At 74.4% G+C, this 14,185-nt stretch carries 11 protein-coding genes and 4 pseudogenes; 5 read left to right on the top strand and 10 right to left on the bottom strand.

Going from position 1 to position 14,185, the window contains the following annotated elements:
• Positions 1-137: 137 nt before the first annotated feature.
• A pseudogene (locus tag LCE31_RS12545) lies at positions 138-690 on the top strand (class I SAM-dependent methyltransferase); the annotation flags it as partial.
• Here the strand turns inward: LCE31_RS12545 and LCE31_RS12540 are convergent.
• From LCE31_RS12540 to LCE31_RS12510, 7 genes and pseudogenes are all read right to left on the bottom strand, one after another.
• Positions 600-1,373, bottom strand: a pseudogene (locus tag LCE31_RS12540) (SAM-dependent methyltransferase); the annotation flags it as partial. The pseudogenes LCE31_RS12545 and LCE31_RS12540 sit on opposite strands and share 91 nt — an antisense overlap.
• 87 nt (positions 1,374-1,460) lie before the next feature.
• On the bottom strand, positions 1,461-2,756 hold the full coding sequence (cseC, locus tag LCE31_RS12535; RefSeq protein ID WP_225014287.1) for a two-component system sensor histidine kinase CseC: 1,296 nt from the start codon (positions 2,754-2,756) through the stop codon (positions 1,461-1,463).
• A gap of 4 nt (positions 2,757-2,760) precedes the next feature.
• Positions 2,761-2,913, bottom strand: coding sequence for a hypothetical protein (locus LCE31_RS12530; RefSeq protein ID WP_225014286.1), 153 nt, complete (start codon positions 2,911-2,913; stop codon positions 2,761-2,763).
• A 42-nt stretch (positions 2,914-2,955) separates the two neighbouring features.
• Complete coding sequence (gene cseB, locus LCE31_RS12525) at positions 2,956-3,675, bottom strand: two-component system response regulator CseB (RefSeq protein WP_225014285.1); 720 nt, start codon at positions 3,673-3,675, stop codon at positions 2,956-2,958.
• 74 nt (positions 3,676-3,749) lie between these two features.
• A complete protein-coding gene (locus tag LCE31_RS41510) occupies positions 3,750-4,817 on the bottom strand; it encodes a hypothetical protein (protein WP_441349410.1) in 1,068 nt (355 codons plus the stop codon).
• A complete protein-coding gene (locus LCE31_RS12515) occupies positions 4,805-5,392 on the bottom strand; it encodes a SigE family RNA polymerase sigma factor (protein ID WP_225014284.1) in 588 nt (195 codons plus the stop codon). Before LCE31_RS12515 ends, LCE31_RS41510 begins: the two co-directional genes overlap by 13 nt.
• A 188-nt stretch (positions 5,393-5,580) precedes the next feature.
• Complete coding sequence (locus LCE31_RS12510; RefSeq protein ID WP_225014283.1) at positions 5,581-6,474, bottom strand: LysR family transcriptional regulator; 894 nt, start codon at positions 6,472-6,474, stop codon at positions 5,581-5,583.
• Positions 6,475-6,605: 131 nt separating this feature from the next.
• Here LCE31_RS12510 and LCE31_RS12505 point away from each other — a divergent pair, with 131 nt between their 5' ends.
• Positions 6,606-7,694, top strand: a complete 1,089-nt coding sequence (locus LCE31_RS12505; protein ID WP_225014282.1) for an alcohol dehydrogenase catalytic domain-containing protein — start codon at positions 6,606-6,608, stop codon at positions 7,692-7,694.
• A gap of 119 nt (positions 7,695-7,813) precedes the next feature.
• Here LCE31_RS12505 and LCE31_RS12500 read toward each other — a convergent pair.
• Positions 7,814-8,708 (bottom strand): annotated as a pseudogene (locus LCE31_RS12500) (A/G-specific adenine glycosylase).
• A gap of 130 nt (positions 8,709-8,838) precedes the next feature.
• Between LCE31_RS12500 and LCE31_RS12495 the strand changes: the two are divergent.
• On the top strand, positions 8,839-9,750 hold the full coding sequence (locus tag LCE31_RS12495; RefSeq protein ID WP_225014281.1) for a hypothetical protein: 912 nt from the start codon (positions 8,839-8,841) through the stop codon (positions 9,748-9,750).
• A gap of 124 nt (positions 9,751-9,874) precedes the next feature.
• Here LCE31_RS12495 and disA read toward each other — a convergent pair whose 3' ends face one another.
• On the bottom strand, positions 9,875-11,008 hold the full coding sequence (gene disA / locus LCE31_RS12490; protein ID WP_225014280.1) for a DNA integrity scanning diadenylate cyclase DisA: 1,134 nt from the start codon (positions 11,006-11,008) through the stop codon (positions 9,875-9,877).
• A 44-nt stretch (positions 11,009-11,052) separates the two neighbouring features.
• Positions 11,053-12,465, bottom strand: a complete 1,413-nt coding sequence (gene radA, locus LCE31_RS12485) for a DNA repair protein RadA (protein ID WP_225014279.1) — start codon at positions 12,463-12,465, stop codon at positions 11,053-11,055.
• A 304-nt stretch (positions 12,466-12,769) separates the two neighbouring features.
• Between radA and LCE31_RS12480 the strand changes: the two genes are divergently transcribed.
• Positions 12,770-13,585, top strand: a complete 816-nt coding sequence (locus LCE31_RS12480) for a class I SAM-dependent methyltransferase (protein WP_225014301.1) — start codon at positions 12,770-12,772, stop codon at positions 13,583-13,585.
• A 186-nt stretch (positions 13,586-13,771) separates the two neighbouring features.
• A pseudogene (locus LCE31_RS12475) lies at positions 13,772-14,185 on the top strand (hypothetical protein); the annotation flags it as partial.

The following is a 14,185-nucleotide window of genomic DNA, read 5'->3' as shown; positions in this document are numbered from 1 at the left end:
GGCTCCGGGGCCCCGTCCGCGCAGGGGCCTCTCCCGCCCCCGGCGCCCGCGCGCCGGGGGCGGCTTGGCACCATGATCCTGGCGGCCACCCCGCGTACCGGCGCCACCTTCGTACCGCGATCACCAGGGAGTACCTCATGCCCGCGCCCGCCCCCCCCCCCCCCCCCCCGCCCGGGACGCTCGACGCCTTCGAGGCGGCCAAGGGCTTCATGCCGCGCGACGAGGGGCTCGCCCTGTACGCGGCCGCCGTCGAGGCGGGCGCGCTCGGGCTCCCGCTGCTCGAAGTGGGCACGTACTGCGGCCGGTCGACGCTGCTGCTGGCCGACGCGGCACGGCGCGCGGACACGGTGGCGGTGACCGTCGACCACCACAGGGGCAGCGAGGAGCAGCAGCCCGGCTGGGAGTACCACGATCCGGAAGTGGTCGATCCGGAGCTGGGCGTGATGGACACACTGCCGTCGTTCCGGCGCACCCTGTACCGGGCGGGCCTCGAGGACCGGGTGATCGCGGTGGTGGGCAGGTCCCCGGTGGCGGCGGCGCTGTGGGGCCGTCCGCTCGGCATGGTGTTCGTGGACGGCGGGCACACCGACGAGCACGCGGACGCCGACTACGAGGGCTGGGCGCCGCACATCGCCGACGGCGGACTGCTGGTGATCCACGACGTGTTCCCCGACCCGGCCGAGCCCGGCGAAGAAGCACGCCACCTCGGCGCGCGTGCGCCACCGCGGGGCGGGGCCGCCTCCGTGCGCCGCGCCGCCCGGCGCCGACGAGTGCGCGGACGGACACGCGGACGGCGGCGGTGCGAAGTCGAGGGTGCCGTGCGAGAGGACCACATGGCTTCCGGAGGGAAGCGCCCCGACCAGCGCCGCGGTGATGCCGTACGGGTCCTCGTCGTCCGGCAGGAGATGCATCAGCGCGATCAGGGACAGCGCCACGGGCCGCCCGAGGTCCAGCAGCGCGCCGGCGGCCTCCAGCAGGCGGGCCGGGTCGCGCACGTCGGCCGGGATGTAGTCGGTGGACCCCTGCGGCGAGCTGATCAACCGGGCCTGCGCGTACCGCAGGGCGAGCGGATCGTTGTCCGCGTAGACGGTCCGGCAGGCCGGATTTACGCGCTGGACGATCTGGTGGAGGTTCGGTTCCGTGGGGATGCCGCTGCCCACGTCGAGGTACTGGTCGACGCCGACGCTGGCGAGCCAGCCGACGGCCCGGAGCAGGAACGCCCTGTGCTGCCGGGCGTACCGGGCCGCCTCCGCCGGGAGCTGTGCGGCGGCCCGCCGGTCGGCCGGGTAGTTGTCCCGGCCGCCGAGCAGGAAGTCGTGGACGCGCGCAGGGTGAGGTCTGCTGGTGTCCATCTGCGGCTTGGGATATGCCATTGGCCCAGTCTGGCACAGGGGCGCCAAGTCACCTATGGACAAAGCAGGTTGACGCATAGTCAGGAGATGCGGGCCGGGGCGCGGCCGTCAGGTGGCATCCGGGAGCGTGATGGCCGGGAAGCTGCCCGTGGTCGTCGGCGCGTGCTCCGGCAGCCACAGCACGGCCACCGCGCCACCCGTCCCGTCCGCGCCCGCGTTGCGGAACGTGAGCCGCGCGCCCAGCACCCGCGCCTGGCCCGCGGCGATCGTCAGGCCGAGGCCGTGCCCCTGGCCCGCGCGGTCGGAGGTGCCGGTACGGAAGCGGCTCGGGCCCTCCCGCAGCAGCGCCTCGGGGAAGCCGGGGCCGTGGTCCCTGACCCGGAGTACCCGCCCCTCGACGCTCACCTCCACCGGCGAGCCGCCGTGCTTCTTCGCGTTCGTGAGGAGGTTGCCGAGGATACGTTCCAGCCTGCGCGGATCGGTGCTGACCCAGGACTCGCGGAGGACCGAGACCCGCGCCTCCGGGTCGAGCGCGCCCGCCCGGCGCTCCACGAACTCGCCGAGCGCGATCTCCTGGAGCTCGGCCCGCTCCGACGCGCTGTCCAGGCGTGCCACCTCAAGCACGTCCTCCACCAGCGTCCGGATCGCCTGCGCCCGGTCGCGTACGAGCTCGCTCGGCCGGCCCGGCGGCAGCAGTTCCGCCGCCGTGACCAGGCCGGTGACCGGCGTACGGAGCTCGTGCGCGATGTCCGCCGTGACGCGCCGCTCCGCCTCGATGCGCTCGCCGAGCGCGTCGGTCAGGGCGTCGACGGCCCGTGCGAGCTCGTCGGTCTCGTCCCGTACGACGCCGCCGATGGCGGTGCCCACCCGTACGTCGGTATGGCCCTGCGCGACCCGCCCGGCCGCGGCGGCGGCCTTGCGCAGCCGCCGGGAGATCTGGCCGCCGATCAGAATGCCGAGCGCGGAGCCGCAGACGACGACGGCCGCGGAGCCCACGAGCAGGGCGCGGTCCAGGTCGTCGATGATCGCGGTGCCCCCCCCGGCGAGCCGGCTGTGGCTGGAGAGCACGGTGCCGTTGCCGAGGGGCACGGCGGCCCAGATGACGGGCACCTTCCCGCCGTCGACCAGGGTGGCGCGCCGGCCCTCCTTGGTCTTGGCGCGCAAGGGCGCGGGGAGCGCCGGGTCGTTGATCTTCGTACCGAGCTTGGTCTCCTTGGTGGTGTCGTACATCCGCTCGGCGAACAGCGTCTGCGAGAGCTGCACCTCACGCGCGTTGTCGAGCATCGAGACATGGGCGGCGTTGTGGACGACCAGGCTCAGCGCGACCGCGATCAGCGCGCCGACCGCGGCGATCGCGATGCTGATCTTCCACCGGATGCCGGTCCGCAGGGCGAGGCGCTTCATGCCGTCAGCTCGCACCGGCCGAGGCCGTGGGCGTGGCGGGGGCGGCCGGGCCGGGCGCGGCCGTGGGGCGCGTGGCCGTGAGCTGCGCCGCCGTGGGGCGCGTGGCCGCGAGGTGCGCCGCCGTGGGGGCCGTGGCCGCCCGCGTGCCTGCACGCATCCCGGTGTCCTCGCTCGCTCTCGTGCCTGGTGCCCGTACCCCTCATGCCTTCAGCTTGTACCCGAAGCCGCGGACAGTTTCGATCCGGTCCTGGCCGATCTTCGTCCGCAGCCGTTGCACGTGGACGTCCACCACCCGGGTGTCCCCGCCCCAGCCGTAGTCCCAGACCCGCTCAAGCAGCTTGTCCCGGGACAGTACGGTCCCAGGCGACGCGGAGAACTCCAGGAGCAGCCGCATCTCCGTCGGTGTCAGCGAGACAGGCCCGCCCGCGCGGGTCACCTCCATGCCCTCCGTGTCGACCTCCAGGTCGCCGAACGTCAGCACGGCGGACCGGCCGCCCTCGCCCCGCTGCCCGCCCGGCTCGTCCGCCGCCGCGCTGCGGGCGCCCGCGGCATGGCCGAAGCGGCGCAGCACCGCGCGGATGCGCGCGACCAGCACCGCGCCGTCGAAGGGCTTGGTCACGTAGTCGTCGGCGCCGGCCTCCAGGCCGAGGACGACATCGATGGAGTCGGCGCGCGCCGAGAGCATGATCACGGGGACCGTCGACTCGTCGCGGATGCGCCGGCACAGGCTCACCCCGTCGAGGCCGGGCACCATCACGTCGAGCAGCGCGATGTCGGGCCGGTCGGAGCGGAACGCGTCGAGGCCGGAGAGGCCGTCGGGCATCGCGGTCACGGTGAAGCCGTCGCGCTCGAGCGCCAGCTGGGTGGCCTCGCGGATGACGTCGTCGTCCTCGACGAACAGCACATGGGTGTCGGCCATCCGTTGACTCTCAGCCTTTCTCGCCGTGTCGGATCGTATGTATGGGTCGGCGCCGGTGCCGGTGCCGCTGCCGGTCAGTCCGACGCGGTCACGGTGGGCGCGGGCGCGCCCAGGTCGTCGTCGCCGTTCGATTTGCTGTACGTGTTCCGTACCCGGTAGCGCTCGGTGAACTTCGTCCTGGCCCAGTCGTAGGTGACGACGTCCTCGCCCGACGGGTACGCGACGGAGTCGCCCTTCGTGTACACCTGCTGGGTCACGACGAGCTCGCCCCTGTCTATCGTGCCGTAGACCGAGGGCTCCTCGGACGTGAAGACGTTCTCGTACCGCCCCGGCAGCGGCTTCGCCTCCGGCTCGGCGCCGGTCCCGGTCCTGTACGCGCTCGCGAGGGAGCCGGGAACCGTCGGCCCCGCGTCCGTGCCGGGGACGGCGTCGAGCGTGGGCGCCGCCAGGTCCGCGCCGGTGCTCGCGCCGGATGTGCGCGACGACGGCGTGGCGGACTGCGGGGCCGTGGTGCCGCTGCCGGTGGCGCGGTACACGTACGTGCCGATGCCGATCGAGTCCTTGCACGTCGTCACGTTGATCACGATGTCGGGCCGGGACCCGCCCGTGAGGTCGCCGTACGACGTGTTCACCGGGTACGAGTCCGAGCCGCACGGCTTGAGCGAGTTCTTGACCCGCGAGCTGACCTGCGGGTCCGCGCGCAGCAGCGACACCGGGTCGACATTGGCGCGCTGCGGCGCCGGCGTCTGCGACGGGGTGGGCATGGTGCGTTCGACGGGCGCGGGGACGGCGGGGCCCTCGTCGCGCATGCCCGTGCCGCCCGCCGAGCAGCCGCCGGCGAGCAGGCCGATGGTGGCGAGGCCGGCGAGACCGGCGACGGTGGAGCCGCCGACGGCGAAGAGCCTGCCCGCCCGGTCCGTACGGCCGTTCAGCCTCCAGGCGCCGTGCGCGGGGCCCTCGCCGTCGTCACGGCCGCGGTTCGGATACGCGGCAAAGACGGAGCCGCGCCCGGCCCCGGGGGGTTCCTCGGGATCGCCGAAGGCAGGGGTGTCCGGCCGGCCGGCCCGGCGGGCCGCCGCGGATCTGCCCCTGCCGCTGCCGTCCCCCTCCGGGGACGGCCTGTGGGACCTCAGGCCGCGCACCTCTGCCGCCCCCGCTCCTCGTCAGGATCTTCGCGCCGGCCGTCGCACCGGCTCTCCGCACGCTCCCCGGCCCTGGCGTCGGACTCACGATTCTCCAGCTCCTCGCGGAGCCGGGCCAGGGCGCGGTGCAGTGTGCTTTTCACCGTACCCGGGGACATGCCGAGCGCGGCGGCGGTCTCCTCCGTGCTCATCTGCTCCCAGTGGCGCAGGACGACCACGCTGCGCTGCTTCGGCGCGAGCACGGACAGGACGTCCATCAGCAGGGCGCGGTCCGCGCGCTGCTCCGCACCGTCCTCGACGCACGGCTCGGGCAGCTGCTCGGTGGGCACCTCTTCGAGCTTGCGCGCACGCCACCACTCCGTACGGGTGTTGATCATGACGCGGCGCAGATAGGCGTCGGCGAGCGACTTGTCGGCGATGCCCTCCCAGCGGCGGTACGTACGGGCGAGCGCGGTCTGGAGCAGGTCCTGGGCGTCGACGGGGTCGGGCACGAGGCGCCGGGCGCTCCGCAGCAGGGCGTCCTGCCGGGTCCGTACGTACTCCTCGAATTCGAGTACCTCGCCGACGTATGCCATGCCTGACCGCCTCCGACCCCGTGTTCCACGCGCTGTGCGTCTCCCACAGAAATTACGGAGCGCTTGTCACGAGCCTGTGCGGGTCGTCCGTAGGCGGGCGCACGGCTGCCCATCGGTTGTGTAACGGAGCGACATATCGGACGCGGGGCGCGGGGCCTGGAGTCTGTGCGCGCGGGCTGCCGGTCGGGTCAGACGCTCGCGGCGATCGCCCGGGTGACGGCCCTGAGCGCGGGGGTGTCGCGGTCGGGGAGGCGGGCCACGAGGACCCGGCGGACCTCGGCGGGCGCGCCCTCCACGCGCAGCAGGCTCACCCCGCCCGGCAGCACCGGTGCGAGCCGCGACGGCACCGTCGTCACGCCGAAACCACCCGCGACCAGGTGCAGTTTCGTCAGCCAGTCGCGCGCGGAGTGCACGATGCGCGGCCGTCCCGGCAGGCCGGGCCAGACGCCGAGCAGCGGCTCGGAGCCCGGCGACGGCGTGGCGATCCAGGAGGCGTCGACCAGTTCCTCGACGTGCACCTCGGTGCGGCCGGCGAACGCGCCGGTGGAGGAGGCCGCCACGACCAGTTCGACGTCCGCGACGGCCTCGACGCGCAGGCGCGGCGACTCGCCGTCGAGCGGGCGGTGGGGCGGGCGGGAGGTCAGCACGGCGAGGTCGACCGAGCCAGCGCGCAGCGCCCGGATCAGGGCGGGGGTGGTGCCCTCTGTCGTCGTGACCGTGATCCCCGGGTCGGCCGCCGCGAGGTGCCGGAGCGCGGCGGGCAGGATCGCCGCGCCGGCGCTCAGGAGCACCCCGAGCCTGACCAGTTCGGTCCGCGGGCCGGTGCCGGCGAGGTCGCGCTCCGCCGCCGCGAGGGAGTCGAGGATCGTGCGGGCGTACCGCAGCAGGGTCAGGCCCGCGGGGGTGAGCCGGACCCCGTCCGAGCGGCGCTCGAACAGCTTGGCTCCCGCGTTCCGTTCGAGCGAGGCGGCCTGCCGGGAGACCGCCGACTGCGTGTAGTCGAGCCGGACGGCCGCCGCGCTGAAGCTGCCGGACTCCGCGATCTGCCGCAGGACCCGCAGGCCCGCCGTGGAGATGTCCATGCGCGAAAGGCATATCACGGATGCCGGATCGTCGCTTCCCGCATGGCCGTCGCGGTCCTAGCGTCGCTGGTGGCGAGGGCGGCCCGGCGAGTACGGGTCCGGCGGACACGGACGGATGCGGAGGTCATCACATGCGAGCAGCGGTTCTGACGGGGTTCGGCGTCCCTCTCGCGGTGCGGGAGGTGCCCGACCCGGTGGCCGGAGGCGGTGAGGTGCTGGTGGAGGTGCTCGCCACCTGTGTGCTGCCGTATGCCGCCGAGGTCTTCGGGGGCGGGCGCGACTATCCCCTCGTCCCTCCCGTCGTGCCCGGTCTCGGCGGTGTGGGACGGGTCGTCCACGCCGGTCCTGACGCCACCCGGCTGCGCGCAGGCGACCTGGTGTGGTGCGACGCGACGGTGCGCTCCCGGGACGACGCCCTGACGCCCGACATCGCCATGCAGGGCTGGAGCTCCCGGGGCGACGGCGGCGCGAGGCTCGCCGAGCACCTGCACGACGGGTCGTTCGCCGAACTGGTCCGCGTCCCGACGGAGAACGTCTTCCCGCTGCCCGCCGCGGCGGGGGACGACCCGGCCCGCTGGGCCGCGCTCGCCGTGCACGGCGTCCCCTACGGCGGGCTGCTGGCCGGCGGGCTGCACGCCGGCGAGACGCTCCTCGTCAGCGGGTCCACCGGGAACTTCGGCAGCAGCGCGGTCGCGGTCGCCCTGGCGATGGGGGCCGGCCGAGTGGTCTGCCCCGGCAGGAACCGGGCCGTGCTCGGCCTCCTCGCCGACCGGTTCGGCCCCCGGGTGCGCACGGTCGGGCTGACCGGGGACGAGGCCGCCGACCGCGCGGCGATGTCCGCGGCGGCCGAAGGCCCCGTCGACCTGGTGCTCGACCTGCTGCCGCCGGCCGCGCCCAGTTCGGCGGCGCGGGCTGCGGCCATGACCGTGCGCGAGTACGGCCGCGTCGTCCTGATGGGCGGCGTCGGCATGCTCGGCGGCGACGACCTCGCGCTCCCGTACCCCTGGATCATGCGCAACTCGGTGACGCTGCGCGGGCAGTGGCTGTACCCGCGCGAGGCGAACGCCGGCCTCGTCCGGCTCCTCGCCTCGGGCACGCTGGACCTCGCCGCGGAACGCGTACGCTCCTTCCGCCTTGAGGACGTCAACGACGCGGTCGCGTACGCCGCCGCGCACAGCGGGCCGTTCGACCGCACCGCCCTCGTCCCGGCAGGCGGCTGACCGGGGGTCCGCCGCACTCCGGGCCTCGGCACACCGGGGCGCCGGGCCGCCGCAGTCCGGGCCTGGTCGCACCGGGGCGCGGCTCCGGCCGGACCGCGTGCCGCGTGGGGCGGTGCCTCTCAGCCGAGCGGCAGCCGGTAGCGCCCGCCTTCGAGGGGTTCCACCAGGCCGTCCGCGACAAGGCCGTCGAGGGCCCGTGCCCGCTGGACCGGCTCGTGCCACACCGCGTCGAGATGGCGCTGCTCCACCGGGTCGGTGGCCTCGCGCAGGACCGCGAGGAGCCTGCCGCGCACCTGCCGGTCGGTGCCCGCGTACGTCTGGCCCCGGCGCGCAGGGCCCTCGTGGGCGGGCTTGCCCGCGAGCCGCCACACACAGGTCGCCGCGAGCGGGCAGGCGCCGCACGCCTCGCTCTTGGCGGTGCACACGAGCGCGCCGAGCTCCATGGACGCCGCGGCCCACCGGGCGGCCGTCGCGTCGTCGTCGGGCAGGAGGGCGCGGGCGAGCTTGCGTTCCGCGGCGGTGGTGGCGTTCGGCGGGTACTGGACGCCGGTGACCGCGCGGGCCAGGACCCGGCGCACAATTGGTGTCGAGGACCGCGTGCCGCCGCCCGTACGCGAACGAGGCGACGGCCGCCGCCGTGTACTCCCCGATGCCGGGCAGCGCGAGCAGGTGCGCGTGGTCGTGCGGCACGTCGCCGTCGTACCGTTCCGCTATGGCCTGCGCCGCCGCGTGCAGGCGCAGGGCGCGGCGCGGGTAGCCGAGCCTGCCCCAGGCGCGGACCGCCTCGCCGGGGGGCTCGGCCGCCAGGTCGGCGGGGCGCGGCCAGCGCGCGAGCCACTGCTCGTAGACGGGCAGGACGCGGCTGACGGGTGTCTGCTGGAGCATGAACTCGCTGACCATGACACCCCAGGCGCCGGCCTCGGGGCGGCGCCAGGGAAGATCGCGGGCGTTGGCTTCGAACCAGGCGATGACGGGGGTGTGCAGCGCCTCTGGGTTCCGTTCGGTGGCAGTCATGACAGACCGATGGTCGCACGTGGCGCGGGGCGGACACGCGGCGACCGCTCCGGGATGATCATCCGTAAAACTTGCGGAGGAGCGGCATGTGGGGCCTGAGTTGCCAGTGATCTCTCGTAGAGTTTGGTACGTGGGTTCTCTGCGCAATCCTGTCGGGCCGCTTCCCTCCTCGATCTACTGGCGACGGAGGTCTGTTGCCGCCGTCCTGATCGTGCTGGTCGCCGCGTTGATCGCCTGGATCGTCACCTCGGGTGGCGGTGGGGGCAAGAAACACGACGACCGCGGCGGAGGACCCGCGCCCGCGACGTCCATCACGCCGGGACCGGGCGGGTCCGGACCCACGATCGGCGGGGAGCCGGGCGGCCGTGACACGTCGGGCGGCGGTTCCGACGGTGGTTCTGGCGGCGGCTCCGGTGGCGACGACGGCGGGAAGAACGGCGACACCGCGGGCTCGGGCGGCGCCGGGAGCGCCGACGGCACGGGCGGTGCGGGATCGGGCGGTACGGGCGCGGGCTCGGCGGGCAACGCGGGCGCGGGCACCGGCGGTTCCGGTGGCGGCGGCTCGGCGGCCGTCGGCGGCGCCGGCGCTGCGGGCATCATCAGCGCGCGCCAGGTACCGGCAGGTTCGACGCTGCCGACATGCGGCAAGGGAGCGCTGAAGGTCGCCCTCGACAGTACGAAGGTGGCGTACGAACCGGACCAGAAGCCGCAGTTCAGGGTCGTGGTGACGAACAGCTCCGCCACGACCTGCAAGGTGGACCTGGGCCCGAAGGCCATGGTCCTCACGATCACGAACACCGACGACGACCGGATCTGGACGTCCAAGGACTGCCCGAAGACCGGCACGACGTACTTCGAGGTCCCGGCCCACTCGACGATCGCCCACACGGTGACGTGGGACCGCAGGCACTCCACATCGAAGTGCTCGTCCGCCACCCCGCCCGCGGCGGGCGCGGGAACCTATCTGGCGCAGATCACGACGGGCGTGGCCACGGTCCCGCAGGCGCAGTCCCAGAAGTCGATCCGCTTGAGCGAGGACTAGCCGCCCCGGCCGGGTTCAGAGTTGCATCGGCTCGGCCGGGTCCGGGGTCGTATCGGCCCGGGCCGGGCCGAACGGCGGCCGCGGGGCGCTGCGCGGGCCGCGCGCGCCGGTCCCCGCGTCGCCGTCAGACGTACCGCTCCAGGATGGACGACTCCGCCAGGCGTGACAGGCCCTCGCGGACGCTGCGGGCCCTCGCCTCGCCGACGCCGTCGACCGTCTGGAGGTCGTCCACGCTTGCGGCCAGCAGTTTCTGGAGGCCGCCGAAGTGCTCCACCAGGCGTTCGATGATCGCGCCCGGCAGCCTCGGCACCTTCGCCAGGAGGCGGTAACCCCGCGGCGAGACCGCCGAGTCCAGCGTCTCGGGCGAGCCGCTGTAGCCGAGGGCCCGCGCCACCATGGGCAGTTCGAGCAGCTCGGTGTGGGTCAGCGCGTTCAGCTCGTCCAGTGCCTCGGGCACCGTGCGGGACCGTTTCGCCGTCGGTTCCGGCACGTAGTCCCGTACGACCAGCTCCCGTTCCGGTTCGACGCCCGCGATCAGCTCGTCCAGCTGGAGCGTCAGCAGCCGGCCGTCCGTGCCCAGCTCCACCACGTACTCGGCGATCTCGGTGGCGATCCTGCGCACCATCTCCAGGCGCTGCGCGACCGCCGTGACGTCCCGGACCGTCACCAGGTCCTCGATCTCCAGCGCCGACAGCGTGCCCGCGACCTCGTCCAGGCGGAGCTTGTAGCGCTCCAGCGTCGCGAGGGCCTGGTTCGCGCGGGACAGGATCGCCGCGGACTCCTCGAGGACGCGCCGCTCGCCGTTGACGTACAGCGCGATCAGCCGCATCGACTGGGAGACCGAGACGACGGGGAAGCCGCACTGCTTGGACACCCGGTCCGCCGTGCGGTGCCGGGTGCCCGTCTCCTCGGTGGGGATCGACGCGTCCGGCACCAGCTGGACGCCCGCCCGCAGGATCTTGGTGATGTCTTTGTCCAGGATCAGCGCGCCGTCGAGCTTGCACAGCTCGCGCAGCCGCGTCGACGTGAACTCGACGTCCAGCACGAAGCCGCCCGTGCACATCGACTCGACCGTTCTGTCCATGCCGAGGACGATCAGGCCGCCGGTGTTGCCGCGCAGGATGCGCTCAAGACCGTCCCGCAGAGTCGTCCCGGGCGCCACCGCGCTGAGGGACGACCGCATGAGCGATTCACCGCCGGAACCGCCGGAGCCCGCGCCGGACTTTCCGGGTGCCGACCCCCGGTCGCCTGCTGCCACTGCATTCCTCCGGCTCGTACGGATGGGCGAGACCAGGGCAAAGTCTACCGGCGCACATCCTCGCCCCGCGGGGCGTCCGCGCGCGACCGGCGCGGCAGGACACGCAGCGCGTCGCCCATGTCGGCGACTTCCGTGACCTTCATACCGGCCGGGACCTTCCCCGGATCGCCCGGTACGAGGGCCTGCGTGAAGCCAAGCCGGTGCGCCTCCGCGAGCCTGCGCTGCACGCCCGTCACCCGCCTGACCTCGCCCGCGAGCCCCACCTCCCCGATCGCCACGAGGTTCTTCGGCAGCGGGGTGTCGCTCGCCGCGGACGCCAGCGCCAGCGCCACCGCGAGGTCCGCCGAGGGCTCCGTGAGCCGGACACCGCCGACCGTCGCGCTGTAGATGTCGCGCTTGCCGAGCGCGGAGATCCGGCCGCGCTGCTCCAGCACCGCCAGCATCATCGACACGCGCGAGGTCTCAAGGCCCGACGTCGTACGGCGCGGCGACGGGATCTGCGAGTCGACCGTCAGCGCCTGCACCTCCACGACCAGCGGACGCCTGCCCTCCAGCGTGACCGTCAGGCAGGTGCCCGGCACCGGCTCGTCGCGCCGGGTCAGGAACAGGCCCGACGGGTCCGCGAGCCCCGTGATGCCCTCGTCGTGCAGCTCGAAGCAGCCGACCTCGTCCGTCGTCCCGTACCGGTTCTTCACGCCGCGCACCAGCCGCAGCCGCGCGTGCCGGTCGCCCTCGAACTGGAGCACCACGTCCACCAGGTGCTCCAGCAGGCGCGGCCCCGCGATCGCGCCGTCCTTCGTGACATGGCCGACGAGGATCGTCGCCATGCCGCGCTCCTTGGACGCGCGGATCAGCGCGCCCGCGACCTCCCGCACCTGCGCCATGCCGCCGGGCGCGCCGTCGATCTCCGGGGACGCCACCGTCTGCACGGAGTCCAGGATCAGCAGGGACGGCTTCACCGCGTCGAGATGGCCGAGCACCGCCGACAGGTCAGTCTCCGCCGCCAGATACAGGTCGTCGTGGAGTGCCCCGATCCGGTCGGCGCGCAGCCGGACCTGGCTGGCCGACTCCTCGCCCGTGACGTAGAGCGTGCGGTGGTCGGGGCGCGCGGCCTTCGCCGCGACGTCCAGCAGCAGCGTCGACTTGCCGACGCCCGGCTCGCCCGCGAGCAGCACCACGGCGCCCGGCACCAGGCCGCCGCCGAGCACGCGGTCCAGCTCGGGCACGCTCGTGGACCGCGCCTTCGCCTGCCGGACGTCCACCTGGCCGATGGGCACGGCCGCCGCCGTAACGCGCCCGGCCGCCGTGGTGCGCACGGCGGGCGCGCCGTACTCCTCGACCGTGCCCCACGCCTGGCACTCGGGGCAGCGGCCGAGCCACTTGGCGGTCGTCCAGCCGCACTCGGTGCAGCGGTAGGACGGCCTGTCCTTGGCGGTTTTCGTACGGGTGGTGGCCATGCGGTTCACCGTATAGCCACCTACTGACATCGCCGGCAGCACTGACAGGGCTGACGGGGCCGCCGGGCCGTGTGGCCGTTCACGGCGGGCGCGGGCCCCGTCGGTACCCTGGCCGCTCGCCCCGGGCGGCGGTGACCGGCCGGGGCCCATGACGTTCGTCGGCGGCGGGCGGACGTCGACCGGGAACAGGGGAGGCGCGCGGATGGCGGGAACGAGTGGGGACGCGGGGGCGGCGGCCCGTGGCGGTTGGGCGGAGGCGGGCGACGCTCGCGGTCCCGCGGCGGCCGGTGGCGGTTCGGCGGCTTTGACGGCGTTCGACGCCGCCGAGCGGCGGATCTGGGCCGGCCGGGAGGACGCGTACGCGGGCAGCTTCGCCAAGCTCTGCGCGTACACGGTGCCGATGCTGCTGGACGCGGCCCGGGTCACGGCGGGGGCCCGGCTGCTCGATGTCGGCACCGGGCCCGGCACGGTCGCCGCGGCGGCGCATGCGCGCGGTGCGCGGGTGTCGGCCGTGGACGCGGAACCCGGCATGGCCGCGCTCGCCGCGCGCGCGGTGCCCGAGGCCGACGTGCGCACGGGCGCCCTCCCGCGACTGCCCTACGAGACGGGCTCGTTCGACGCGGTCGTCGCCAACTTCGTGCTCAACCACGTGGGTCGCCCCGGCGCCGCCGCTGCCGAGTTGCGCCGGGTCGCCCGGCCCGGCGGCCGGGTTGCCGTGACCATCTGGGGCGGGGCCGACGCGCCGGGGCGGGCCCTGCTCGGCCGGGCGGTGGCGGCGGCGGGCGCGAGCCGCCCGGACCATCTCCCTTCGCTGGACGAGGAGTTCGACTTCCCCCGTACCGAGGAGGGGCTGGCGGTGCTGCTGTCGGCGGCGGGCCTTGCCGATGTCGTGTGCACGACCCTGGAGTGGACGCACCGCACGACGCGTGAGGAGTGGTGGGGCGGCGCGGCCCGCGGCGTGGCGACGATCGGGCAGACGATCGCCTGCCAGTCGCCCGGGACGATCGCGGAGATCAGGCGCCACTACGACGCCCTCTGCGCCGAGTTCGACACCGGTGACGGGGTGCTCGCGCTCCCGCACGCGGCCCTCCTGGTGCACGGGAGGCGCACGGCGCCGTGACACCGGCGCGGGGCGGGGGAGGCCCGCAGGACGGGCGGGGACCTCTGCCAGAACGTTTCAGCAGCGTGCAACAGCCGTAAGTGAAGTGACGATTCTTGTCCTCATTCGGGGCTTTCCTTCACCCGTACGGATTAAATGCACTCAAGAGGTGCGAACGGTGCTGTCTCGCCTGTCTACCGTCGCCGGGTGACGAGCAGCAGCCCCGAGACCTCCAGGCACAGCAGCGGCGCGCACCATGCGCCCCATCGTGCGCCCCGGGTGGCGGCGCCGAGGCCGCCCGCGCGCTACGAGCCCCATCTGGACGGCCTGTTCACCTACTGCCTCTCCGTGCTGTGCGACCACGCGGCGGCCATGGCGGTGTTGGGCGAGGTTCTGGCCATCTCCGAGCGCCAGTACGGCCGTTCGCCGACCGGCGAGGCCGAGCGCAAGGCGTGGCTCTACGCGCTGGCCCGCTGGGCGTGCCTGCGCAGACTCGCCGAGCAGCGCGGGAGGCGGGTCGCCGAGACGCGCCGGGGCCACGCCGGGGCGCGCGACCGGACGGCGGCGGGCGCGCCGGCGAGCACCGCGTCCCCGGGTGGCGCACCCGCCCGCCCTGGGAGC

Origin of the sequence: Streptomyces sp. 8L (genome assembly GCF_020176795.1) — a bacterium.
GTDB lineage: Bacteria > Actinomycetota > Actinomycetes > Streptomycetales > Streptomycetaceae > Streptomyces.
The sequence above is the reverse complement of the archived record's forward strand: the minus strand, read 5'-3'. Positions and strand labels throughout refer to the sequence as shown.